Here is a 23498-nt window from a genome sequence, read left to right on the forward strand (position 1 = left end):
AAAGGATGACAACAATGTATGAACAAAAAATTTTAGAACTTTCAAAAAAATATTATGAAAAAACTGTAGCTTTGCGACACCAATTTCATAAATTTCCTGAGATAGGATTTGAAGAAGTAAAAACTTCCCAAACAGTAGCAGAGGAGCTTGAAAAACTAGGAATTACAGTTACAAGGAATATAGCAAAAACTGGTGTTGTAGGTTTAATCAAAGGAAAGTATCCTGGAAAAACAGTGCTTTTAAGAGCAGATATGGATGCTTTGAATATTCAAGAAGAGGCTGATGTACCCTATCGTTCACAAGTACCAGGCAAAATGCATGCTTGTGGTCACGATGGCCATACTGCAGGACTTCTTGGGGCTGCTATGGTTTTAAATGAATTAAAAGATGAGCTAAAAGGAAATGTAAAGCTGATATTTCAGCCAGCAGAAGAAAATCATGGTGGAGCAGAACCTATGATTACTGAAGGAGTTTTAGAAAATCCTAAAGTAGATGCTGCTTTTGGATGTCACTTGTGGGGAGGAATTCCCGAAGGGGAAATTCATGTAAAGCATGGTGCTGCTATGGCTGCTCCTGACACATTTGCTTTTAAGGTAATTGGTAAAGGTGGACATGGCGCTATGCCTCATTTGGCAATTGACCCTGTAATATTGACTGTTCAGGCTATAAACAATATGCAATCTATTATTAGTCGTCGGATTAATCCCCTTAGTCCTGCAGTTATTTCCTATGGCTCTATTAATGGTGGGGAAAATCATAATGTTATTCCTAATGAAGTTAAAGTTACGGGTACCATTAGAACATTTGATAAGAAATTAAGGTATTGGATTCCAAAAGCTATGGAAGAAACTTTAAAAGGTGTTACAGAGCTACAAGGAGCTAAATACACTTTTGATTTTACTGAGAAGTTTCCAATACTATTTAATGATGATAAAATGACAAATTTAGTTCAAAAAACTGTAGCAAAAGTAGTTGGTGAAGAAAATGTAAAAGAAGCTCCTGAGGCTAATATGGGAGGAGAGGATTTTGCTTACTTTGCCGAGAAAGTACCATCTTCCTTCTTTTTCGTAGGAATCTCTAAAGATATGGAAAAACCTGTTTTGCATCATCATCCAGAATTTCAGTGGGATGATAAAAATTTATTAACTGTAATGCAATCAATGGCACAGGTGGCAGTAGATTTTTTAAACAACAATGAGCAATGACAATAGAACTATTAAACAGATGCAACATGTTCAAATAGAATATTTTGGGGAAATAAGTTAATTTAAATTGTAGAAAGTACACAAACTCAGCATTACAAGAAAGACAACCCATCCTATTAGATTATTCAATATGGAATATGTAAATTAGGAAAACGTATTCAAATATATCCATAAGAAGAAAAAAATAAATATGAATAAACATAAGCTAAGGGTTTCAATGTCTACGGCATTTGAGAATAAGTTAGACTAAATACTAAAAGGAGTGATACTATGGCCAACTCTGTAAAAACAGCAAAAAAAGGAAAATTGTTTGAAAGGATTTTAAATTCAATTGAGAAAACTGGAAATAAATTACCAGATCCAGTAACCTTATTTGTTCTGCTTTCTACTGGAATTATTTTAATTTCTTGGATGGCTTCAACAGCAGGAGTATCGGTGATTCATCCATCAACTGGTGACACAGTAACTGTAGTTAACTTAATGAATCGAGAAGGATTGACAAGAATATTAACAGGATTTGTAAAAAACTTTCAATCCTTTCCCCCACTTGGATTGGTTCTAGTAGTAATGCTTGGAGCTGGTGTAGCTGAAAAATCTGGATTGATGCAAACGGCCATGAGAAATTCCATCAGCAAAGTACCTTCAAAATTAGTAACCGCAACTATTATTTTTGTAGGTATTATGGCAAATGCCGCCGGAGATGCTGGATTTATTGTTCTACCTCCTTTGGCAGCAATAGTATTTTTAGGTATTGGCCGCCATCCTATAATTGGTATATTTGCAGCTTACGCAGGGGTTTCTGGAGGATTTGCGGCAAATTTAATGATTAATATGGGAGATATATTGGTAGCCAGCTTTACCATACCAGCTGCACAAGTTATTGATTCAGCTTATCAAGGTACTCCAGCCATGAATATATATTTTACTATAGCTTCAACAGTGCTATTGGTAGTAGCAGGAGTATTTGTTACAGAGAAAATAATTGCACCTAGATTTCCTAAGTATGAAGGGATAACACATGAAGAAAATACTATTATAGATGAAAAGGAACAAAAAGGTTTAAGGTGGGCAGGCATATCTGTAATTTTACTTGTTTCTTTATTAGTTGCTTTATGTGTAGGAGAAAATGCATTTATGGCAGATTCTGCTACAGGGTCCATTCTTGCTTGGGAAGCTCCTTTAATGCAGGGTCTTGTGCCTATCATTACCTTATTCTTCTTAATTCCTGGACTAATCTATGGGAAAATTACCGGCAGCATTGAAAGTGATAAACAAGCTGTATCTTTAATGGGTGAGTCCATGAAGGATATGGGACCATATATTGTTTTAGCATTTGTGGCTTCTCAATTTTTAGCATATTTCAATTGGAGTAACATTGGTGTTGTTATATCCGTTAAGGGAGCTGAATTCCTTGAAAATGCAGGATTTACTGGAATGGGATTAATCATTGGGTTTATTATTCTTTCTTCCTTTATAAATATCTTTGTAGGTAGTGCTTCAGCTAAATGGGCTATTATGGCACCGATTTTTGTTCCGATGTTCCTATTATTAGGATATAATCCAGCTGTAACACAAATTGCTTATAGAATAGGTGATTCTTTGACTAATCCAGTGAGTCCGTTATTTCCATACTTCCCAATCCTATTAGCCTTCACTCGGAAATATGATAAAGAAGCTGGTATAGGGACCATGATTGCCAATATGCTGCCGTATTCCATCGTATTTGCTATTATGTGGACAATTTTACTTATTCTATTCATTTTATTCAACATTCCTCTCGGACCTAATGCAGGAATATATTATCGAATGTAATCATTTATAATTACTGATAAAAAAGCAAATTTCAATATAACCCTACAATTTAAACAATATACAACTGTATAACTTTAGTTAATTAAAAAGTTAATTTGCTAAATTTTTTGCAAGTGTTACAAAAAAATTGTAAAAAAAAGAAGGAATTTTAAAATAAATGTGGTATACTATAAACGTAAACAGTTAACAATCATTTTAATGTAAATAAAGGAGTGAATAAATTGAACAAAATTTTAATTGATGGAAACAGCTTGACACTTGAGGATGTTGTGAAAGTAGCTAGAAATTACTACGAGGTGGACTTAACACCTGAAGCAGTAGAAAAAGTTAATATAGCTCGAGAGCTAGTAGATCGTTATGTTGATGAAGAAAAGGTAGTTTATGGTATAACTACAGGCTTTGGAAAATTCAGTGATGTGGCTATTTCCAAAGGTGATGCAGAGGAATTACAGACAAATTTAATTATTAGTCATTCTTGCGGTGTAGGAAATCCTTTGCATGAAGAAATCGTAAGGGGTATTATGCTACTAAGAGCCAATGCATTAGCTAAAGGACATTCTGGAATTCGATTAAGCACTCTAAAAACGTTATTAACCATGTTAAACAAAGGTGTTCATCCAATAATCCCTGAAAAAGGTTCTTTAGGTGCCAGTGGGGATTTAGCTCCTCTATCCCATATGGTTTTAGTGATGCTTGGAGAAGGGGAAGCTATTTATAAAGGTAAGAGAATGCCTGGTAAAGAAGCTATGGAGGCAGCTGATATACCAACAATAAAATTAACCTCTAAGGAAGGGTTAGCTTTAATTAACGGTACTCAAGTAATGACTGCCGTAGGTGCTTTAACTCTTTATGATGCAAAACAATTATTAAAGCTTTCTGATATAGCAGCAGCTCTTACAGTAGAAGCCCAAAGAGGTATTGTAGATGCCTTTGACTGGAAGGTTCATCATGTAAGACCTCATCTTGGACAACAACAAACAGCAAAAAACCTTTTAGATTTATTAGAAAATAGTACTTATACCACAAGACAAGGGGAATTAAGGGTACAGGACGCCTATACATTAAGATGCACCCCTCAAATCCATGGAGCTAGTAGAGATGCCATTGGATATGTGGAGTCAAAAATAAATATTGAAATTAATGCAGCTACAGATAATCCATTGATTTTCCCAGAAGAGGAAGAGGTTATTTCAGGAGGGAACTTCCATGGACAACCTATGGCATTAGCCTTTGACTTCTTAGGTATAGCCATTGCAGAATTAGCTAATGTTTCTGAAAGAAGAATAGAAAGACTTGTAAATCCTCAATTAAGTGGACTTCCAGCATTTTTAACAGCTAGGGGTGGATTACATTCAGGATTTATGATAGCTCAATATGCTGCAGCTGCCCTAGTTTCTGAAAACAAAGTATTAGCACATCCGGCCAGTGTAGACTCTATTCCATCTTCAGCAAATCAAGAGGATCATGTTTCTATGGGAACCATTGCAGCTAGAAAGGCTAGAGAAATTTATCACAATGCTGCTAATGTTTTAGCTATTGAGTTAATGGCCGCAGCTCAAGCTATAGACTTCTATGAGGGATACCAATTAGGTAAAGGAACCAGTGAAGCCTATAAAGTGATAAGAGAAGCCATTCCTACTCTTCAAGAGGACAGAGTCATGTATCAAGACATCAACAAGAGTGAAGCTTTAGTTACTACCCATAAAGTTGTTGAAGCAGTAGAAAAGGTTGTTGCAATCGTATAAATAAGTAAAAGTAGATGACCAAAATCTTTGATTTGGCGTCACTCACTTTCTAAGAGTGTAAAAAGAGTGGAGGGATAGTAATTCCCCCCACTCTTTTTAATAATTATCTAGCATCTCTAATATTTTGTCGAGTTTAGCTTTTTGTTCTTCGTCTAAAAAAGGTATCATAGTATCGATAATTTGTTTTTGATTAGGTACAATGTTTTTTAGGCGACCTAATTCCTTTAATATTTCCTCTTCTGATTTATTGCTATACTCATTAAAAATAGCTAAAGCCTTCTGATAATCCTCTTCTGAAACCATATTTTTAACTTCTTCTAGTTTGGAGTAATCTCCTCGTTTAGCAGCCTCTAGTAATTCGTTCAATTCTCTTGGATCCATTATTCTCCCTCCTGATAATAATTTATATAGTATAGATGTAATTTTACTATCTATATAAAGTATGCATAGAATATTATTTTTGCCACAAAATTATAGAATTTCCTTAAAGAAATGGAAACCTTTAATAATTTTATAATGGTTGAATATACATTAATTATTAGAAGATATTAATGAAGGAGGTAAATGATGGATACAATAAATAAGAAGGGGAACATAAATATTTCTATTAATGAAGGACATATAAAACTTGTTGGGATAATGTTTTTATTGTTTTTATTAACTTCAAATAAGAAATCACCCAGTAGATTTAGTTTAAATTTAAAAGAAGTAGATGACATAGAAATTGAAAAAAAATGTAGGTTAATTAATAGAATTAAAGGTTATATGAATCCAGAAGAACAATATGTTCTCCATAGGGCAGAAACTATTTTGCAGATTATTGGAAAGGTAAAGCTTCTTTTGGAATCACCTGGACTACATAGTGCTGAAGTAAAATATCCCTCCTTGAGTTTAGAAGATAGAAAAAGAAATATGCTTCTAGACTTAAGCAAACATATGGAGGAGGAGCATAGGGATTTAATTCATACAGCCATTGATTTAGACATTAAAGCAAGAACTGTAGAGAAGAAGTTGAGGGAATTAAATGACCTAACAAAGGAAGGTATTAACCTAGAAAACATTGAAAAGCTTATTGATTTAGTAGAGCCTATTATAGAGGGGGAAATAAAGGATAAGGTAAAGGATTTAAAGAAGATTACCACCATGTTTAAGTTAATAAAATCTGTAGATGAAAAGGGCACCCTTAATGAAAATGACCTTATGGAAATCATAGCTTCCTATGTAGAGCCTCAGCAAAGAGAGTCTCTTATGAAGATGATGCAAATTGCTAAGGCTGTCAGTAGTACCATGAATAATGATGACACTAAAGTTGCCCCTACCCCTCAATCTAATCCTTTAGAAATAAAGAACGAAAAAGAGGATAAAGAAAAAAAAGGTGAAGAAGTCGACAAAAATGAAGCTACTAAAGACTTTATATAGAAAGAATTTTATGATATAGTACTAATTAGCAGAAGATTTTTAAGGAGTTGTTTAATTATGTTAACAAAGGAAAAAATGGAAAGAATTAATCAACTTGCTAAGTTGTCAAAAAGCAGGGAATTAACTTCCGATGAAAAATTAGAACAGCAAACTTTACGAAAAGAATATCTAGAGGTTTTTAGAAAATCCTTTAGAAAGCAATTAGATGCCATAGAAATTGTAGATTAACCTAAAGAAAGACCACTAGGGAGAAAACCACAATATGTTGTATATCTTTGTCATTAAAAAGAAAAATGACGCTATATGTTGAAAAGTTTTTATGTTTCAATACCAAAATAAACTAAATTTCTCAGCCCTCTTTTTTTATAATGATAGAAAACAAAAGAAAGAGGGTTAAATTATGAAAAAAATTCTAGCAACATTTTTTGTCCTTCTTCTATTAATAGGACATGAAAATATTATATTTGCTTCTTATAAAAATGAAGAAGTATTTGATGAGGAAATGGAACATTATCTACAAGAAATATTTGATACAAGAATAGATATATGGAATGGTTTTATGAGGGGAGAATATGTTTCTATAGAAGCTGTAATAGAAGACCTCCAAGAACACATTATGGAACCCTTATTAACAACTGATGTAGAAATCTATACTGATTTATTACAAAATCCTGCTTCATATGAAATGATAGAACAAGTAAAAATTATAACCTGTAAAGAGATAAAGAAGTATGGTAACAAACGTGAATACAACGTTAAGGTGCTTTGGACAATCCAAGATTATGAAGAAATTTTATATGAGGAGATAGAATATAGGATGGAATTGAGATGGGTAAAAAACAAATGGATGTTAAGCGACTACCAATTAAAGTAGATATTATAGGAAGAGGAATCTTCCTTATTTTTATGGAAAAATTATTTTATGCCAGCTATTAAAATGGGGACATTTTCCCATATAATATTTACAATAATCTTATAAAAAACAAAGGAAATTCATAGTTTAATGTAGAAATATGTGTAAAAGGTAAATGCTGAGGTGAAAAAATTTGGACATAACAAAATTGAATGAAGTTTTTTCTAAAATTCTAATCTCTATTGAGGAAAGTAAATCTGAAGTGTTGGATATTTGTGAAAATATCCGTAAAGAGTGTATAGATTTAAATATGCAGCTAGAAAGCATTAAGGATAACGTTCATCAATTGATTAAAAAAGTAGATGAATTAGAAATATTAGAAAAAAATAGTAGAAAAGAGCTTTTAAAAGTAAGTAGAGATTTTGTAAAATATAAAGAAGAGGATATTCGAGAAGCCTATGAAAAAGCTAATATGCTGCAAATACAATTAATTACGAAAAGACAACAAGAAAAAGAATTTATTAAAAGAAGAACAGAAATAGAGGTGAGATTAAAAAGTGCTGAAAAGACATTGGAGAAGGCAGAAAATCTTACATCTAAAATAGATATTGTTCAAGAATTTTTAGGAGGCAATCTACAGGATATTCATAATACATTAGAGGACATTAAACAGAGACATATTTTAGGTAGGAAAATTATTCATGCTCAGGAAGAGGAACGAAGAAGGGTGGCAAGAGATATTCATGATGGACCTGCCCAATCTTTAGCTAATTTAGTTATAAAAGCTGAGGTATGTGAAAAACTAATGGGTGTAGATATTGATAAAAGTAAGGAAGAGATTCAAGAATTAAAGAAATGCATTAGGGAAAGTATTAAAGATATTCGAAAAATCATCTACAATCTAAGACCAATGTCCTTAGATGATGTGGGCCTTGTTCCTACCCTTCAGCGATATATTGAAAAATTTCAGGCTGAAACCAGTATTTCTATTGACTTTATTATACTATCCCAGGTGGCTTTAGAAGACTCGGTAAAAAGTTTATCTATTTTCCGTATTATTCAAGAAGCATTAAATAATGTTAGAAAGCATGCTAGGGCTCATACTGTAAAAATCCGTATAGAGATGAACACAAAAAATATTTGTATTAATATTATAGATGATGGTATAGGGTTTGACGTGGAAAAGGCTAAGCTCCAACAAGGGGAATATGATAGTTTTGGATTGTTAAATATGAAGGAAAGAGTTGATTTGTTAAATGGAGATTTGCAAATTAAAAGTGAAATCAACGAAGGCACTAAAATTACAGTAAACATACCTAGAGAAGATTAATAAGATTTCATGAGGGGGATAAAAATGAAAAAAATAAAAATATTATTAGTAGATGATCACTCTTTAGTAAGACAGGGATTAAAGCAAATATTAGAATTAGAAGGGGATTTAGAGGTAATAGGTCAAGTAGGTGATGGAGAAGAAGCTATTGTTAAAGCCCAAACCTTAAAGCCGGATGTGATTCTTTTAGATATTAATATGCCTAAGCTCAATGGTATTCATACATTGCGGAGATTGAAGGATATAGATAGCACGATAAAGGTAATTATGCTAACCTTTTATGAAGACAAAGAATATCTTTTTGAAACCATTAATCTAGGTGCTAATGGTTATGTATTAAAGGATGCTGAAAGTGATAGTTTAATTAAGGCTGTAAGGGATGTTTACAGTGGAAATTCATATATTCACCCTAGTATAGCAACAGATTTAGTAAAGGAATTTAACAATAGGAGCACAAAAGAAGATGATGATATGAAGCTAACAAAAAGGGAATATGAGGTATTGACTTTAATAGCCGAAGGTCTAAACAACAAAGAGATAGGTTGTAGCCTTTATATCAGCGAAAAAACTGTTAAGAATCATGTCTCTAATATATTTAAAAAAATTAATGTTAATGATAGAACACAGGCTGCTATATATGCCTATAAACATAACATAAAAAAGATTTAAAATATAAATTAGCTTTACATATTTTAATAAAATGGAGGTTGTTTCAATGCAAATTATTACTGATAGTTCATGTGATTTACCACAAGATATCATTAAAAAATATGATATTCTAGTAGTGCCCTTGAGTATAGAAATTGATGGCATGAATTATGTAGATGGGGTTGACTTGACCCATCAAGAATTTTATCAGAAAATGACAGCCAGTGATATTATCCCCAAAACTTCTCAGCCTTCCCCCCAAAGCTTTATAGATGTCTTTCGTCAGGGGTTAGAAAAATACGGGGAAATTCTTAGTATTAATCTATCCTCTAAGCTAAGTGGCACCTGTGATAGTGCTATGATGGCGAAAAGTATGGTGGGTGGGGAAATTGAAATCTTTGACTCTTTAAATGGTTCCCTAGGTTTAGGACTACAGGTGTTAAAGGCTTGTCATTTATCAAAGGAAGGATGGAGTGTAGACAAAATTGTAAATAAACTAAAGGAATATAGAGAAGAAATGAAGGTAATTGTCTACCTAGAAACTCTAGAAAATTGTGTCAAGGGTGGCAGGGTAACAAAAACTAAGGAAGTAGTGGCCAATTTGTTTAACTTAAAGCCGATAGTTCATGTAGAAGAAGGCTATGTAAGAATTCTTAAAACTGTTCGGGGAAAGAAAAAGGCAATGAGAAATCTTCTGGAAATGATGGAGGAAAGAAATGTAAATTTCAAAGATCGTATTGTAGGTATAACCCACTGTGACTGTTTAGAGGAGGCTTTAAAATTAAAGGAAGAAATTATTAAAAAGTTTAGTCCAGCTGAAGTTATGGTGACGACTATGGGACCAGTTATTGGCACCCATGCTGGAATTGGTGGATTGTTAGTATGCTTCTAAGTAGATAACTTGAAGGTAGATGAGCCATAAGTAGACAACTGTAAGTTGATTTATAGCTTTGATGGTGGTCACTTATATGGAGTGCATCTTTGGTTTGGTGTCAGTAATTTATATAGAATATAAAAAGATTGCCTCCAGTTCAATAAACTGAAGGCAATCTTTTTACAAAAATATCAGCTGTTAGAGGAATCAATGGAGAAATATTCAAAAACCATTTTATGAAAAGCCATTTCCAATGGAGATGGGGAACGATATTTATGATAGACTAAGTAAAAGTTTCGATTCATTTCTAAGTCTTTGATTTTAAAGGTCTTCAGCAGACCATGATTAACTTCACCTTCAACAGCTCTATTTGATAAAAAGGATACACCTAGACCTTTTCGAATACATTGTTTAATGGCTTCGGTACTTTCTATGTAAGCAATAATATTTAAGTCCTTGATGCCTTTATCATACTTCTTTAAAGTGTTTTCTAGTAAGGATCTAGTGCCAGAGCCCTTTTCCCTCATGATAAACCTTTCTTCTAATATAGCTTTTATATCTACCTCGGGTTCAAGGGAGCTATAGGGTTCATGATGGGGAGTAACCAATACAATTTCATCTTGAGTTAACTCTATGTATTTCAGTTGACTATGGGGGAGTTCTACTCCCACTATACCAAAGTCTACTTCTCCGTGGAGGATTCCCTCAACTACTTGTTTTGAATCATAACGGGACATAGTAAAAGTAACATCAGGATAAAGGATATTAAACTGATAAATGATATCTGGAACAATATATTGTTCGGGAATACTACTACAGGCTAATTCAATATTGCCCATAATCTTTCCTTTAAATTCCCCTAGTTTAAACTTAGCACTTTCTTTCAGATTAATGATATTAATTGCATAGTCGTAAAGAATTTCCCCAGCCTTTGTAAGGGAAATTTTTTTGTTGATTCTATTAATAAGTGTTGTATTCAGTTGTTTTTCAAGATTGATAATATGACTACTGATGGTGGGTTGGGTAAGAAACAAATAATCTGCAGCCTTAGAAAAGCTTTTAAATCTAGCAATGGCTATAAAGGATTCTAATTGTTTAAAATCCATAATCACGCCCCCTTTTTTCCTTTATTTCATAATCCCATAGTAACACAGGAGAAGGGGAAGTTCAATCCTAAGGCCTATATCGTTTTTCACACTGTTGACAGCTCTTTTCCTCCGGTTTTTTACAAGGATTAACATGAATTAATACATCTTGAATATCAAAGTTAGTATCCATAATGTTCTCTTTTGCTCTTGCAGCAGCTCCATGACCTTCTGCAACAGTAATATTAGGATTAACACATACCTTCATATCTACAATAAACTTAGATCCATATTGTCTTACTTTAATGTCCTGCACTTCCTTAATACCCTCAGCTTCAAAGGCAGCCTCTTGAATCTGAAGTAGTACTTCCTTAGATGGAGCAGTATCCATTAAGGTAAGAATGGCTTGTTTATAAATAGATACTCCTGTTTTCAATATAAGGGCTGAAACAAATATGCCAGCCAGAGGGTCCATGATAGGATAGCCGTAAAGAGCTCCTCCTATGCCAATTAAGGCGGCAATGGAGGACATAGCATCTGTACGGTTATGCCATGCATCAGCAATCACAGCAGAACTATTAATTTTTTTACCAATACGAAAGGTATAACGAAATAAACCCTCCTTTAAAAAGATGGAAAGAAGAGCGATATAGATAGCTATAGAATCCGGTACAGCAATTGAAGCTTGCCTCAAAATTTTAATAGCTTCATAGCCAATGCCTAAAGCCGTAACAATTAATATAATTGCCAAAATTTTTGAAGTAATCGTTTCAGCACGATGATGACCGTAGGGATGGGATTCATCAGGGGGTTTGTGGGCAATCTTTAATCCCTGAAGTAGAATGATAGTGCCAAATAAATCAGAGGCAGAGTGAAAGGCATCAGCCACTAACGCAGTACTTCCAGCTATAAAGCCCACAACAGCTTTAATTATAGTCAAAAATATGTTGATCATAATACTAATGATAGATACCTTTTTTGCTTCTTTATATCGTAACTTATCCTCCATAAAACATCTTCCTTTCAGAGTTGTGATAGCCATTACAATACATATTATCTGAATACAATCCTAACTATATGCAAATACTTTTATATAAAAGAAGCTACTTTGTTTAACATTCATACTATAAGTCCTTATAAAAAAGTAGTAGGAGGCAAAGTAATGGCACAAATAATTAACTTAAATGACTATAAGGCTACGAAGCAAAGACAATTAATTATTAATATATACCAATTTTTTAATGAAAATTTAGATTATAAACTAGACAATATTTTAATAGATTTTGATGAAGCCTTCATTCAAATGTGCGAGGATTATAAAATAGATTCCACAAATGTAGATTATTTTAGGTTACCTATTATTACCTTTATCGTTACTAGTTTTATTAATAATAGTGAAATATCCGATTATTTTCCCCAGGGACTGGTATTAAGTAATAAAGAAAATAAGTATATGTTTAGGAATACCCTAATAAAAGTTCTTGAAACCTTTGATAAAAATTTTAAGGATAAAAAAAATAAATATTTAATAGAAGAAGAAATAAACCTAATCATTGAAGAAGGCTTGTACAAGCTATTAAAAGTCATTCCACAAAATATCTATTTAGTATAATAAAATCCAGCAGAGACAAACTTAAATAAATTGGTCTTTGCTGGATAATCTTTAATTATTCTATATTGTTATTGTTAATCTTTTTCAGCTTAATCCCAGTTCTTTTCGTTTCTTCTCAATGTGATCAACATAAATTTGTATGGTTTTTTCTGCATCCATTTCTACCACTACTTTACCAAGTCCTAAGGTTTCTGTAGTTTCAGTTAAGGTTTTCACAACAACATCACTACCGGTAATGGAAGGAACTGGTGCAACGTGAACTAGCCAGCCCAATGCCACCGCAGTACAAGCATCAGCCACCGCCTTTTGTTCTAGGTATTCGGGTGCCCCAATAACTAGAGGGAGCTTATTTGTATCAACATCTAAAGCATCGGCCAATTCCTTGGCTGTGTGGGTCATCTTACCAATATCTACACAAGCACCATAGGTTAAAACCGGTGGTATTCCCAGCTGTTGACATACTGCTTTTAGACCCTCCCCACATTCTTCGGCGGCCTTTGGATTAGTAAGTCCTGTATATTCCATAACAGAGGAAGTACAGCCTCCTGATAGAACGAGGATATTGTTTTCGATTAATCCCTTGGTAATCTTGAAGATATTGCTTCCACCCTGACCGTATCTTGCAGTGGTACAACCAACAATCGTTGCAATACCACGAATATTACCATTGGCTATTTGTTCAATTAAAGGTTTGAAGCTACCACCTAAGGCTTTTTTCACAGACTCAGTACTAAAGCCCACCATACAATCTGAAACATGAGGTGGTATATAGGTTTCTCTATTTTCAGCCTTACGGGTTTTGAAGGCATCTATTGCCATATCCAAGGCTTTTTCTGCCTGCTCCTTCATTTTTTCGGGAATAAAATCAAGGGTTTCAGTACCCTGTAGCTTAATAACAGGATGGGTACTTAATAGTTTTGTACCGAACTTCTTAGCGAAGATAGGCATAGTAGGTACTGTACAGTTATAGTCAAACATGAAGAGATCCACCACACCAGTAGCCAGTAGATACTCTTGAGAAAGCCATTCTCCCTCTTGGCCTCCATAGCCTTTTTGATTATGGGTACCTTCATAATTGATGAGCTGTTGTCCTTCACAAACATGACCAAGAATTTGTATCCCCTCAGCTCCAACTGCCTTAGCCTTCTGTTGCCACTGATCAGTTGAAGCTAAATCAATGGCTACATGGGCTAATAACGGCATATGACCATTGGTGATGATATTGATTTTGTTCTCCTTTAGCAGACCCATATTTTGCTGCTTCATAGCAATTTCTTGGGTTCCCATTAATATTTCTTGAATAATGTCCAGCATAAATAATCCTTGATATTCATTGGCAATACCTAGACGAACACCCCTTAGTAGAAATTCTACTGGATCAGAAGTAAAGTTTGTCATACATTGGGTTTGGGCATAGGCCACCTCACTATAGCCACCACCTGGGAATAATCCTAGTTGTCTCCAAAGTTCTTTTCTCTTGGTGGGGGCAAAGGCTTCTACGGTTTTAGATTCTACGTGATGGGGTGCGTGGATATCCTGCATAACCCAATCAGCAAATTCTACTGCTAAGTCTTCAATGGATTTATTAGCATCTAAGCCTGCCATATCTGCATATTTCTTTAGTTTTTCAGGATCTCGAATCTTTAGACCGCTTCCAGGATTTTGTCCTGCCGCCTTTAAGGTCCTTGCCGCCTGATGACAATGAAATATATTTGCAGAAGTACCGATAGTAACATGGCGATACATAAAGTTTCTTGCAACCATGGTATGGGCGTCAACCCCACAAACTCCTCTAGGAGCTTTTTTGCTGATTCTACAGGGGCCATTGGCACAAAGCTGACAGGATAGTCCTTCAATACAAAACTTACATTGGGTAGGCTGTTGTTGGCTAAAACGGTCAAACACATTGGTCATCCCGGCATTATGTACCACCTGGTACATCTCCCGCATGGTTGGATCAATAATAACATTTAAAGGATAGCCTTCCTTAGATTGATCATCTTTTTTGATGTGCTGTCTTTGCCATTTATGGACTTCCTCCATGGAAGGGGACTTTTCAATCCTGCCGTAGTCTACCTTCAGATCATGGAGATTTTCATGTAATGAGGGATCGTTAAAATCCTTGTCGGTTAAATCCGCCGCAAAGGTTTTTTCATCACCCCTCATTCTTTCTGCACTACCCTCATAGGACTTTTTTATATCCTTATCCGACACATTAAAACCTCCTTTTAAAATTATCTATTATCTGTAATATTGTCTCTTAAGAAAACCATAAATATACCAAATTGTTATTATCCTTTGACTGGAACAACAGTTAAAGAAATCTAGTGAAATAAACCCTTTAAATATACAACATAATAGAAAGGGGGAGGAAAGGGCTATGGTGACAAATACATAGAAAAGATTTATTTCCTCAAATGCTAATCAAAACAGGAAACAACAGAAGGTTATTTATGGTATAATTATAGGGTTGCTAAATAGACTAATTATATAATACAGCTAAGGAGGCAATCTTAATGTTCAAACAAAATAAGCTTTTATTTTTTGTAATAACGGTTATGTTAGTTACAGCATTATTAATGGGATGTTCTTCGGAAGATATTGGAGAAAATCTTCTGTACAATGGGGTAGAAGGTCAGGAAAATCAAGGAGTAGTTAAACCTTCATCATCTATTAAGGGAGAAATGAAAGTACATTTCATTGATGTAGGTCAAGGAGATGCAACCCTAATTCAGACACCTAATAACAAAACCATATTAATCGATGCGGGGGATAGAGACAAAGGAACTAGCGTGGTTGAATATATTAAAACCCAAAGTATCTATACTATTGATGTTTTAATAGCCACCCATCCCCATGCTGACCACATAGGAGGAATACCTCATGTAATCAATAGCTTTAATATTGGTGAGGTATATATGCCTAAGGTACCCCATACTACAAAAACATATGAGGATTTACTACTTGCCATACAAAACAAAGGCTTGAAGATTAAAACAGCAAAGGCGGGAGTTACTCTTGATATTGATTCATCTATAGAGGCAGTGATGATGGCACCAAATAGTGAAAAGTATGAAAGTCTTAATGATTATTCTACAGTACTAAAGGTTGTATATGAGGACAGTTCTTTTATCATTACTGGTGATGCTGAAGAATCCTCAGAAAAAGAAATGCTGGCAAAGGGCCATGATCTTAAAGCTGATGTATTAAGAGTAAGTCACCACGGCAGTAGGTCATCCACCATACAACCCTTTTTAAATGAAGTGAATCCCAAGTATGGAATAATATCAGTGGGCACTAACAATAGGTACGGCCACCCCCATGATGAAGCTGTGGCAAGGTTAAGTAGGGCTGGTGTAGATATTTATAGAACAGATATTCATGGACATATCCTTATAACTACAGATGGACAGTCCTATAATATCCATCTTGAGAAAAAAGGTTGGTCAAATCCAAACCCAAATCCTAATCCAACACCTAATACTAACCAAACTGACTCATCAGTTGCAGTTCCTAAGTCTATACCTACAGAGAAAATCGATATTAATACAGCGAGCTTAGAGGAATTACAACATATTATACATATTGGCCATGAATATGCAGAACAAATTATAAACTTAAGACCCTTTAAAACCATTGACGAACTAACAAAAGTAAAAGGAATTGGAGACAGTAGATTAAGAGACATTATTGAAGAAGGTAAAGCCTTTGTTGAGGAAGGAGGAGAAAAGTGAAAATAATTATTGACAGATTTGAAGGAGATTATGCAGTTGTAGAGCTTGAAGATAAAAGCATTGTAGATATGCCAATAGCACTGGTTCCCCAAAATGCAACAGAGGGAGACGTTATAGAAATTAAGGTTGATATGGAAGAGACAGAATCAAGGAAAAAAAGAATTGAACAACTTATGAAGGATTTATGGGAGGATGAGTAGACCTGAAGTGGGGGTCTATTTTTTTTTAGCAAAAAACCCCCTTAGGAAATTAAATCAATATAAAATTCATAATATTTAAAAATGATATTGCTAAGGTTAAAACAAAAAGCTATAATGGAGATATACTACATTTTAAAATTTAAAAATGAAAAATTACTCTAAAAAAGGGGGATTATGATGAAGGGTATTTTTACCGCACTTATTACACCATTTCATGGGGATGGCAAGATCAATGAAAAGGGTCTACGGCAGGTAGTTCGACATAATATTGATAAAATGGGGGTCCATGGATTATATGTTGGAGGTTCTACAGGGGAGAACTTTCTTTTATCAAAGGAAACTAAGAAAGAAATTTTTTCCATTGTAAAGGAAGAGGTTGGTACTCAAGTAAAGCTAATTGCTCAAATAGGCTCTTTGAACATAGAAGAGGCTATAGAACTTGGAAAATATGCAACAGACTTAGGATATGATGCTTTATCATCGGTAACACCCTATTACTATAAATTTTCTTTTAATGAAATAAAAAATTATTACTTACAGCTGATTGAAGCAACAGGAAATAAAATGATTATTTATTCTATTCCTGTTTTGACAGGGGTAAACTTCAGTTTAGGGGAGTTTGATCAAATACTAAACCTACCTAATGTCATCGGTGTTAAATTTACCGATTCGGATTTTGTAAAGTTGGAAAGACTTAAAAGACTTTATCCTGAAAAAACATTTTTATTTGGTTTTGACGAAATTATGCTGGCGGGATGTGTCTTTAATGCTGATGGTGCCATAGGGAGCACCTATAATGTAATGGGAGATAAGGCAGTAGCTATATATAATTTGGTTCAGGAAGAAAAAATTAAGGAAGCTATGGAAATTCAAAGTAACATGAACCAAGTTATCGAAGTGATGATTCAGCATGGTGTTTACCAAAGTATTAAAGAGATTCTAAAGCTTAAGGGAATTGATGGGGGACATATGAAGTTTCCTTTTTCTGAATTAAGTGGGGAAGGTAAAGAAGAAGTCAAAAAGATTATGGAGCTCATATAGATAGCATGGTTAAATATAGGATTAGATAGTAAGAAAGATAAGCATAGGAGAATAGTTATGGATAAATTAAGTAGTATAGAAGGAAAATTAATTGTTTCATGTCAAGCTTTAGAGGATGAGGCATTACATAGTTCATTTATTATGTCTAAGATGGCATTAGCTGCTTATATGGGAGGGGCTGCAGGAATAAGAGCAAATGGCGTTGAGGATATTAAAGCTATTAAGAAGGAAGTAAATTTACCGATTATTGGAATTATAAAAAAACAGTATCCCAATAGTGATATTAAAATTACCCCCACAATGAAGGAAGTTGAAATCCTCTATGGGGAGAATGTAGATATTATTGCCTTTGATGCCACCGATCGAGTAAGACCCAATGGAGAATCTGTGAAGGCCTTTATAGAAAAGGTAAAACAAACCTATCCAGATCAAGTCTTAATGGCGGATATATCAACAGTAGAGGAAGCTATCATGGCAGAAAAGTGTGGTGTAGACTTTGTTGGAACAACCTTGGTAGGTTATACCAATTACACAGTTGAGGATAATTCCCTTGAAGTTCTAGAGGAGATTATCAGAAGGATCAACATACCAGTCATAGCAGAGGGAAATTTTGATACACCTGAGAAGGCAAAAAAGGCTATAGAAATCGGTGCCTATGCTGTTGTTGTAGGAAGTGCAATTACAAGACCCACCTGTATTACCCAAAAATTTGTAGAACAACTAAAGTAGTTACAAATCCAAAATGTTTTTTGATTGTAGTCCACTACAATCAAGTAAATAGAAAATTAAAGGGAGGATAATGAAGATGAAAAAAAGGTTAGGGATTTTATTATTATGTTTAATGGTAGTATTATCATTGGTAGGCTGTGGTACGAATACTAGCCAAGAAGCAGTTGATGTAGATAGTGGTGAAGTGGAAGTAGGAGAGAGTTATGTATTGAAGTTTGGTATGGTTGCTGGGACTCAATCAAATGAGTATAAAGCTGTTCAAAAGCTAGTAGAAGAAGTGAAGGAAAAAAGTGATGGTAGATTAACAATTGAAATTTTTCCTGAGTCTCAGCTTGGTGATGATCGTGCTATGTTAGAGCAGCTTGAAGGTGGTGCTTTAGATTTAACATTAGCAGAAACAGGACGTTTTGGTATTTGGGTACCAAGAGCAGAAATATTAGGGGCATCCTATATCGTCGATAGCTTTGAACATTTACAAAGAGTTATTTATGAAACAGATTTTGGTAAGGAACTACATGAGGAATTAATCAATAAACATAATTGGAGAGTTATAGGAACTGGATACAATGGAACACGACAAACCAGTAGTAATAGAGCTATTAATAGTATAGATGATATGAAGGGATTAAAGATTAGGGTACCAAATCATCAACCGTTATTAGAATATGCTGAGTTTGTTGGGGCAACGCCTACACCAATGGCATTTACCGAAGTTTACCTTGCTTTACAGACAAATGCTGTTGATGCCCAAGAGAATCCATTGTCTACAATTAAAGCAGTTAAGTTCTATGAAGTACAGGACTATCTTGCTATAACCAACCATACAATTAATGATGTTAACTACATCGTAAGTGAGCATACATGGAATAAACTTCCTAATGATCTGCAAGCTATATTAAAGGATGCTACTGTAGAAGCCGCAGTTTACCATACTAGTTTGTTTGTAAATGAGGAAAAGGAATTAATTGAATACTTTGAAGGAGAAGGGGTAACTGTTACTAAGCCTGATTTAGCACCGTTTAAAGAGGCAGTTGCAAAATCCTATCAAAGATATATCGATGATATTGGAGATGAAGCACAAAAAGTGTTGGACGCTATTGAAAGTGTTCGATAATATGTAAAGCATGGATGTGAGAAGATGAGAAGATTTTTGAAAAATTTTGAAGAATACGTAGGTGGAACACTATTTATTGTTATGTTTATTGTATTGGTGGCACAAATAATAGCACGTCAAGTTTTTGACCAGCCCATCAAGTGGTCGGAAGAATTGGCAAGATTTCTATTTGTATATATAGGATTTTTAGGGGTGAGTGCTGGCATTAAGGATGGCCAGCACGTCGCCATCACATTCTTACTTGAAAAATTTCCTCCTAAAATACAAAGGGTGATGCAAATAGTATTTCAGCTGGCAATTTTAGGGATTTTAGTTGTTCTATTTATAATAGGTGTTAGAATGACAATTAGAAAAATACCCGTAACGATTGTATCCCTAAAGATATCCTATATGTATATGTATATTGCACTACCAATTACTACTTTATTAATGATATACCGTTTGCTTGAAAGAAATTTTAATGAATTCATTAGAAAATCATGAGGTGAGAAGCTGTGAACATATTATTCATATTTGCAGCGTGGTTTGTGTTACTATTGGTAGGGTTTCCAGTTGGGTTCTCATTGATTCTCTCGGGAATAATTTATTTTGCCAGCTTAGACTGGAATATCATATACTTTGCAGGGGCTAAACTAGTAGATGGAATTGATAGTTTTGCATTGCTAGCAGTCCCCTTCTTTACATTAACTGGTATTCTAATGAATTCATCGGGAATTACCGATCGAATTTTTAAGTTCGCAAAATCAATGGTGGGACACTATACTGGGGGCATGGGCCACGTTAATGTATTAGCCAGTCTACTGTTTTCGGGGATGTCTGGGTCAGCTTTAGCTGATGCAGGAGGACTTGGCCAGCTTGAAATAAAATCTATGAGGGATGAAGGATATGATGATGACTATAGTGGGGGATTGACAGCAGCATCCTGTATCATAGGACCACTGGTTCCCCCCAGTATTCCTTTAGTTATCTATGGGATTATCTCAAATCAATCGATAGCAAGGTTATTTTTAGCAGGTTTTATACCAGGAATTTTGACAGCAACGCTACTGATGGTAATGGCCTATATTATTGCAAAAAAACGAGGCTATAAAAAAGCACCTAAGGCCACCTTTAGGGAACGACTTCAAGCCTTTAAAGAAGCATTTTGGGCATTATTAACACCAATTATTATTATTGGTGGAATCTTTTCAGGGCTTTTTACACCAACAGAGGCCTCTGTTATTGCTACTTGCTATGCTATTATATTAGGATTTTTTGTATATAAAGAGTTAACCTTTAAAAAATTATTTGCTGATATCGTTGATGCCATGAAGATTGCAGGGGTTACTGTCTTAATGATTATGGGGGTTGAATTTTTTGGGCAAGTCATTGCTAGAGAACAAGTAGCCATCAAAATTGCTGGATTTTTCTTGTCGGTATCAAATAATAGAATTGTGCTATTACTTATGATTAATGCATTACTTTTATTTTTAGGCACATTTATCGAAGCTTTAGCTTTATTAATTTTAGTAGTACCTATTTTAGTGCCGGTAGTAATAAGTGCTGGTGTTGATCCTGTGTTCTTTGGAATTCTAGTTATTTTAAATCTTATGGTTGGTATTTTAACTCCCCCGATGGGGATGGCCCTCTTTGTAGTATCCCGTGTAGGAAAGATTCCAGTACACACTATTACAAAGGGTGTTGTTCCCTTCTTAATACCACTAATTATCACCATAATTATATTAACATTGTTTCCACAAATTGTATTATTTTTACCAAACTTATTGTAAAACCTATAGATTTTGTTATTTAAAATAGGATGATAAAGATCTTTTTTAAGATCTTTATCATCCTATTTAAGAATAGTAGCTATAAACAAGGCTATGTTAAATTTCATTGTTGCTTTTAGACTGAATTGTAATTTTAATATAAGTGGTAGAGGTTTGTTATCCTGAAGGCAGTGAAGGATGACTGGACCCTAGCGTTTCCATATTTTTTTAAAATATAAACATTTATCATTAACAGAGGTGTAAATAAAGGAGTTTTAAAACAATTTATAGAAGCATATAGAAATTTACTTTATATTTAAATAAAATTTTACTGGGTAGACTGGAGATGTTGAAATGATATTATGTACATTTGACATAGGAGGAACGACAATTAAGTATGGGATAGTTACTCAACTAGGGGAAGTTATTATAAAATCTCAGATGGATACAGAGGCCCGATATGGTGGGGGAGCTATTATCAATAAAATAATAGAGAAAACCAAGGAGTTAAAAAATCACTATGATATAGATGGTATTGCCATTAGTTCCGCTGGACAAATAGATAACAAAGAGGGAAAGGTGATTTTTGCAACTAATACAATACCCAACTATACAGGGACACCTATTAAAGAAATATTAGAACAGCAATTAGGATTACCAGTTACTGTTGAAAACGACGTAAACTGTACAGCCTTAGGGGAATATTGGCAGGGAGCTGGGAAAAATGCAGAAGAATTTATAGCACTAACCTTAGGAACAGGAATTGGGGGAGCTATTGTAATAGATGGAAAAATATATAGTGGTGCTTATTTTTCAGCAGGAGAGTTTGGCCACATGAATCTCTATCCCGATGGCCTCAGATGTCCCTGTGGCAATAAAGGATGTTATGAAATGTACGCTTCTAGTAAAGCACTAGCAAATAAAATCAAAAAGGTATATGGGGAAGAAGTGGACACTTTTGATGTTTTCCGATTAGCTAAGGAGGGCAATATAAGTGCCAACGAAATGATCGATGGTTGGGTGCAGGATATGGCATTAGGCTTGCAATCAATTGTTCATATATTTAATCCAGGCCTCATCATAATCGGTGGGGGAATTTCAGAACAAGGAAATTTCCTATTAGAAAAGATTCAGTGGCAGTTAAAAAAAATCATTATGCCTCCCTTTAAAGAAAAACTCTCGATAAAAATGGCTGTAAAGGGAAATGAAGCTAATTTATTGGGGGCAGCCTATTATTTCATAAATCAAATGAACTAGAGAAGATAAGATAAAGAAATTGTTTTTTAAAAAAATGTATAGATATCCATGAGAAAATCAGCAGAATTAGTGTGGTAGCTATAATAAAATTAACAAAAGAAAATTTAAAAGTGGTTTTAGGTTTAGTAACAGCTTATATACAGTAAAATTGATTATTTTATAAGTATATACTATATGGTATAACAAATCGATAAACCTTAAAATAATGATTATATATAGAAGAAAAACACGATAGTCAATTAGGAGTGATAAGATGAATACAACCAAACTTTCTTTACTTCTTGAACAATATAAAATAGATTATACTAAATCAGAAAAAAAGCTATATGAGTATGTGATAAATAATTTTGAAAAAGTAATGTATCATTCTCTGACTGAATTAGCTGAAATATGTCAAGTGGGGGAAGCTACTATACTTAGGTTTTGTAGAAAACTTGGTTATGAGGGGTATCAGGACTTTAAGTTAGCTGTGGCCCAGGATTTATCAACTGTTACCAAGAATAGTGGTGATGAAACCTATGTAGAGAAGATAAAGAACAATATGATAGAAGCAATAGCTGATACCTATAATATTATTGACTTAAACACACTGGAAGATGTCATTGATAAAATCAATTTATCAAATGATGTCGTTGTCTATGGAATAGGTCTATCTGGAATCGTAGCGCTAGATATGAAAAGTAGATTTTTACGAATAGGGAAAAATATCAGTGTAGTAACAGATCCTCATTTTCAAATGATGCGGTCCTGTTCAACCAATAAAGACACTGTAATTATTGCCATAAGCTTATCGGGAAGCACCAAGGACATAGTAGATGCGGTTAAGGTTGCCAAGAATAATGGAGCGTTTGTAATGGCTATTACCAGTCATATAAAATCTCCTTTAACAAAATACTCTGACCTAGTGCTTTTAACATCAGGAAAGGAAAATCCCCTTGATAGTGGGTCATTGGTGGCTAAAATTTCACAAATCTTTGTTATAGACTTAATATGTACTGGAGTTACCATGAAGAACTATGAAAACGCTAAAAAATTCAAGGCTATGACAGCTGAAGCTGTAAGTAATAAGCTATATTAAAATTTCTTGATTAC

23 protein-coding genes are annotated in these 23498 nt (G+C 34.2%); 19 read left to right on the forward strand and 4 right to left on the reverse strand.

Going from position 1 to position 23498, the window contains the following annotated elements; translation table 11 throughout:
- Window positions 1-5: 5 nt before the first annotated feature.
- The 3 genes from BLS22_RS05100 (at window position 6) to hutH (ending at window position 4762) form a co-directional block, all read left to right on the forward strand.
- Window positions 6-1205 (forward strand): M20 metallopeptidase family protein, encoded by a 1200-nt coding sequence (locus BLS22_RS05100; protein WP_208974662.1) that lies wholly within the window; start codon window positions 6-8, stop codon window positions 1203-1205.
- Window positions 1206-1475: 270 nt separating this feature from the next.
- Window positions 1476-3017 carry an AbgT family transporter gene (locus tag BLS22_RS05105; RefSeq protein ID WP_090551243.1) on the forward strand — a complete coding sequence of 514 codons (1542 nt, stop codon included), beginning with the start codon at window positions 1476-1478 and terminating at the stop codon, window positions 3015-3017.
- Between the two features lie 221 nt (window positions 3018-3238).
- The gene (gene hutH / locus BLS22_RS05110; RefSeq protein ID WP_090551247.1) at window positions 3239-4762 is read left to right on the forward strand and encodes a histidine ammonia-lyase; all 1524 of its coding nucleotides are present in this window, start codon (window positions 3239-3241) and stop codon (window positions 4760-4762) included.
- A 96-nt stretch (window positions 4763-4858) separates the two neighbouring features.
- Here the strand turns inward: hutH and BLS22_RS05115 are convergent, their stop codons facing one another.
- Window positions 4859-5143 (reverse strand): hypothetical protein, encoded by a 285-nt coding sequence (locus tag BLS22_RS05115; protein WP_090551250.1) that lies wholly within the window; start codon window positions 5141-5143, stop codon window positions 4859-4861.
- Between the two features lie 186 nt (window positions 5144-5329).
- Here BLS22_RS05115 and BLS22_RS05120 point away from each other — a divergent pair, with 186 nt between their 5' ends.
- The 6 genes from BLS22_RS05120 to BLS22_RS05145 all read left to right on the forward strand — a co-directional run bounded on the left by BLS22_RS05120 (window position 5330) and on the right by BLS22_RS05145 (window position 9904).
- Entirely contained in the window at window positions 5330-6181 is an 852-nt protein-coding gene (locus BLS22_RS05120) for a hypothetical protein (RefSeq protein WP_090551254.1), read from the forward strand.
- A gap of 57 nt (window positions 6182-6238) precedes the next feature.
- Complete coding sequence (locus tag BLS22_RS05125; RefSeq protein WP_090551257.1) at window positions 6239-6409, forward strand: DUF896 domain-containing protein; 171 nt, start codon at window positions 6239-6241, stop codon at window positions 6407-6409.
- 172 nt (window positions 6410-6581) lie between these two features.
- On the forward strand, window positions 6582-7055 hold the full coding sequence (locus tag BLS22_RS05130) for a hypothetical protein (protein ID WP_090551261.1): 474 nt from the start codon (window positions 6582-6584) through the stop codon (window positions 7053-7055).
- Window positions 7056-7227: 172 nt separating this feature from the next.
- Window positions 7228-8364 carry a sensor histidine kinase gene (locus BLS22_RS05135; protein WP_090551265.1) on the forward strand — a complete coding sequence of 379 codons (1137 nt, stop codon included), beginning with the start codon at window positions 7228-7230 and terminating at the stop codon, window positions 8362-8364.
- Between the two features lie 24 nt (window positions 8365-8388).
- On the forward strand, window positions 8389-9033 hold the full coding sequence (locus tag BLS22_RS05140) for a response regulator (protein ID WP_090551269.1): 645 nt from the start codon (window positions 8389-8391) through the stop codon (window positions 9031-9033).
- Between the two features lie 46 nt (window positions 9034-9079).
- Window positions 9080-9904 (forward strand): DegV family protein, encoded by an 825-nt coding sequence (locus BLS22_RS05145; protein ID WP_090551273.1) that lies wholly within the window; start codon window positions 9080-9082, stop codon window positions 9902-9904.
- Between the two features lie 173 nt (window positions 9905-10077).
- On the opposite strand, the gene BLS22_RS05150 is transcribed toward BLS22_RS05145, so the two are convergent.
- A complete protein-coding gene (locus BLS22_RS05150) occupies window positions 10078-10992 on the reverse strand; it encodes a selenium metabolism-associated LysR family transcriptional regulator (protein ID WP_090551277.1) in 915 nt (304 codons plus the stop codon).
- A 67-nt stretch (window positions 10993-11059) separates the two neighbouring features.
- Window positions 11060-11980, reverse strand: coding sequence for a cation diffusion facilitator family transporter (locus tag BLS22_RS05155; RefSeq protein WP_090551280.1), 921 nt, complete (start codon window positions 11978-11980; stop codon window positions 11060-11062).
- A 153-nt stretch (window positions 11981-12133) separates the two neighbouring features.
- On the opposite strand from BLS22_RS05155, the gene BLS22_RS05160 reads away from it, so the two are divergent.
- Entirely contained in the window at window positions 12134-12583 is a 450-nt protein-coding gene (locus BLS22_RS05160; RefSeq protein WP_090551283.1) for a hypothetical protein, read from the forward strand.
- A gap of 84 nt (window positions 12584-12667) precedes the next feature.
- On the opposite strand, the gene cooS is transcribed toward BLS22_RS05160, so the two are convergent.
- The gene (gene cooS / locus BLS22_RS05165) at window positions 12668-14797 is read right to left on the reverse strand and encodes an anaerobic carbon-monoxide dehydrogenase catalytic subunit (protein ID WP_090551287.1); all 2130 of its coding nucleotides are present in this window, start codon (window positions 14795-14797) and stop codon (window positions 12668-12670) included.
- 302 nt (window positions 14798-15099) lie between these two features.
- Here cooS and BLS22_RS05170 point away from each other — a divergent pair, with 302 nt between their 5' ends.
- The 9 genes from BLS22_RS05170 (at window position 15100) to BLS22_RS05210 (ending at window position 23484) form a co-directional block, all read left to right on the forward strand.
- Complete coding sequence (locus BLS22_RS05170; RefSeq protein ID WP_176762058.1) at window positions 15100-16317, forward strand: MBL fold metallo-hydrolase; 1218 nt, start codon at window positions 15100-15102, stop codon at window positions 16315-16317.
- Window positions 16314-16517, forward strand: coding sequence for a DUF3006 domain-containing protein (locus BLS22_RS05175; protein ID WP_090551290.1), 204 nt, complete (start codon window positions 16314-16316; stop codon window positions 16515-16517). Before BLS22_RS05170 ends, BLS22_RS05175 begins: the two co-directional genes overlap by 4 nt.
- Window positions 16518-16694: 177 nt before the next feature.
- Window positions 16695-17558, forward strand: a complete 864-nt coding sequence (locus BLS22_RS05180; protein ID WP_208974663.1) for an N-acetylneuraminate lyase — start codon at window positions 16695-16697, stop codon at window positions 17556-17558.
- A 57-nt stretch (window positions 17559-17615) separates the two neighbouring features.
- The gene (locus BLS22_RS05185; protein ID WP_090551295.1) at window positions 17616-18287 is read left to right on the forward strand and encodes an N-acetylmannosamine-6-phosphate 2-epimerase; all 672 of its coding nucleotides are present in this window, start codon (window positions 17616-17618) and stop codon (window positions 18285-18287) included.
- Window positions 18288-18363: 76 nt separating this feature from the next.
- On the forward strand, window positions 18364-19401 hold the full coding sequence (locus BLS22_RS05190) for a sialic acid TRAP transporter substrate-binding protein SiaP (protein WP_090551299.1): 1038 nt from the start codon (window positions 18364-18366) through the stop codon (window positions 19399-19401).
- Window positions 19402-19425: 24 nt separating this feature from the next.
- Complete coding sequence (locus tag BLS22_RS05195) at window positions 19426-19884, forward strand: TRAP transporter small permease (RefSeq protein ID WP_090551305.1); 459 nt, start codon at window positions 19426-19428, stop codon at window positions 19882-19884.
- An 11-nt stretch (window positions 19885-19895) separates the two neighbouring features.
- Window positions 19896-21170 (forward strand): TRAP transporter large permease, encoded by a 1275-nt coding sequence (locus tag BLS22_RS05200; RefSeq protein WP_090551308.1) that lies wholly within the window; start codon window positions 19896-19898, stop codon window positions 21168-21170.
- Window positions 21171-21503: 333 nt separating this feature from the next.
- Window positions 21504-22406: an ROK family protein gene (locus BLS22_RS05205; protein ID WP_090551311.1), complete on the forward strand. Its 903-nt coding sequence runs from the start codon at window positions 21504-21506 to the stop codon at window positions 22404-22406.
- 253 nt (window positions 22407-22659) lie between these two features.
- On the forward strand, window positions 22660-23484 hold the full coding sequence (locus BLS22_RS05210) for a MurR/RpiR family transcriptional regulator (RefSeq protein WP_090551315.1): 825 nt from the start codon (window positions 22660-22662) through the stop codon (window positions 23482-23484).
- The last annotated feature ends 14 nt before the right edge of the window (window positions 23485-23498 follow it).

This window comes from Natronincola ferrireducens, from assembly GCF_900100845.1.
GTDB classification, from domain to species: domain Bacteria; phylum Bacillota; class Clostridia; order Peptostreptococcales; family Natronincolaceae; genus Natronincola_B; species Natronincola_B ferrireducens.

Excerpts from the sequence above, each read along its gene's own strand:
- BLS22_RS05100 (WP_208974662.1), top strand. The coding sequence starts at position 6 with ATGACAACAATGTATGAACAAAAAATTTTAGAACTTTCAAAAAAATAT.
- BLS22_RS05105 (WP_090551243.1), top strand. The coding sequence starts at position 1,476 with ATGGCCAACTCTGTAAAAACAGCAAAAAAAGGAAAATTGTTTGAAAGG.
- BLS22_RS05115 (WP_090551250.1), bottom strand. The coding sequence starts at position 5,143 with ATGGATCCAAGAGAATTGAACGAATTACTAGAGGCTGCTAAACGAGGA.
- BLS22_RS05120 (WP_090551254.1), top strand. The coding sequence starts at position 5,330 with ATGGATACAATAAATAAGAAGGGGAACATAAATATTTCTATTAATGAA.
- BLS22_RS05125 (WP_090551257.1), top strand. The coding sequence starts at position 6,239 with ATGTTAACAAAGGAAAAAATGGAAAGAATTAATCAACTTGCTAAGTTG.
- BLS22_RS05130 (WP_090551261.1), top strand. The coding sequence starts at position 6,582 with ATGAAAAAAATTCTAGCAACATTTTTTGTCCTTCTTCTATTAATAGGA.
- BLS22_RS05140 (WP_090551269.1), top strand. The coding sequence starts at position 8,389 with ATGAAAAAAATAAAAATATTATTAGTAGATGATCACTCTTTAGTAAGA.
- BLS22_RS05145 (WP_090551273.1), top strand. The coding sequence starts at position 9,080 with ATGCAAATTATTACTGATAGTTCATGTGATTTACCACAAGATATCATT.
- BLS22_RS05150 (WP_090551277.1), bottom strand. The coding sequence starts at position 10,992 with ATGGATTTTAAACAATTAGAATCCTTTATAGCCATTGCTAGATTTAAA.
- BLS22_RS05155 (WP_090551280.1), bottom strand. The coding sequence starts at position 11,980 with ATGGAGGATAAGTTACGATATAAAGAAGCAAAAAAGGTATCTATCATT.
- BLS22_RS05160 (WP_090551283.1), top strand. The coding sequence starts at position 12,134 with ATGGCACAAATAATTAACTTAAATGACTATAAGGCTACGAAGCAAAGA.
- BLS22_RS05170 (WP_176762058.1), top strand. The coding sequence starts at position 15,100 with ATGTTCAAACAAAATAAGCTTTTATTTTTTGTAATAACGGTTATGTTA.
- BLS22_RS05180 (WP_208974663.1), top strand. The coding sequence starts at position 16,695 with ATGAAGGGTATTTTTACCGCACTTATTACACCATTTCATGGGGATGGC.
- BLS22_RS05185 (WP_090551295.1), top strand. The coding sequence starts at position 17,616 with ATGGATAAATTAAGTAGTATAGAAGGAAAATTAATTGTTTCATGTCAA.
- BLS22_RS05190 (WP_090551299.1), top strand. The coding sequence starts at position 18,364 with ATGAAAAAAAGGTTAGGGATTTTATTATTATGTTTAATGGTAGTATTA.
- BLS22_RS05195 (WP_090551305.1), top strand. The coding sequence starts at position 19,426 with ATGAGAAGATTTTTGAAAAATTTTGAAGAATACGTAGGTGGAACACTA.
- BLS22_RS05205 (WP_090551311.1), top strand. The coding sequence starts at position 21,504 with ATGATATTATGTACATTTGACATAGGAGGAACGACAATTAAGTATGGG.
- BLS22_RS05210 (WP_090551315.1), top strand. The coding sequence starts at position 22,660 with ATGAATACAACCAAACTTTCTTTACTTCTTGAACAATATAAAATAGAT.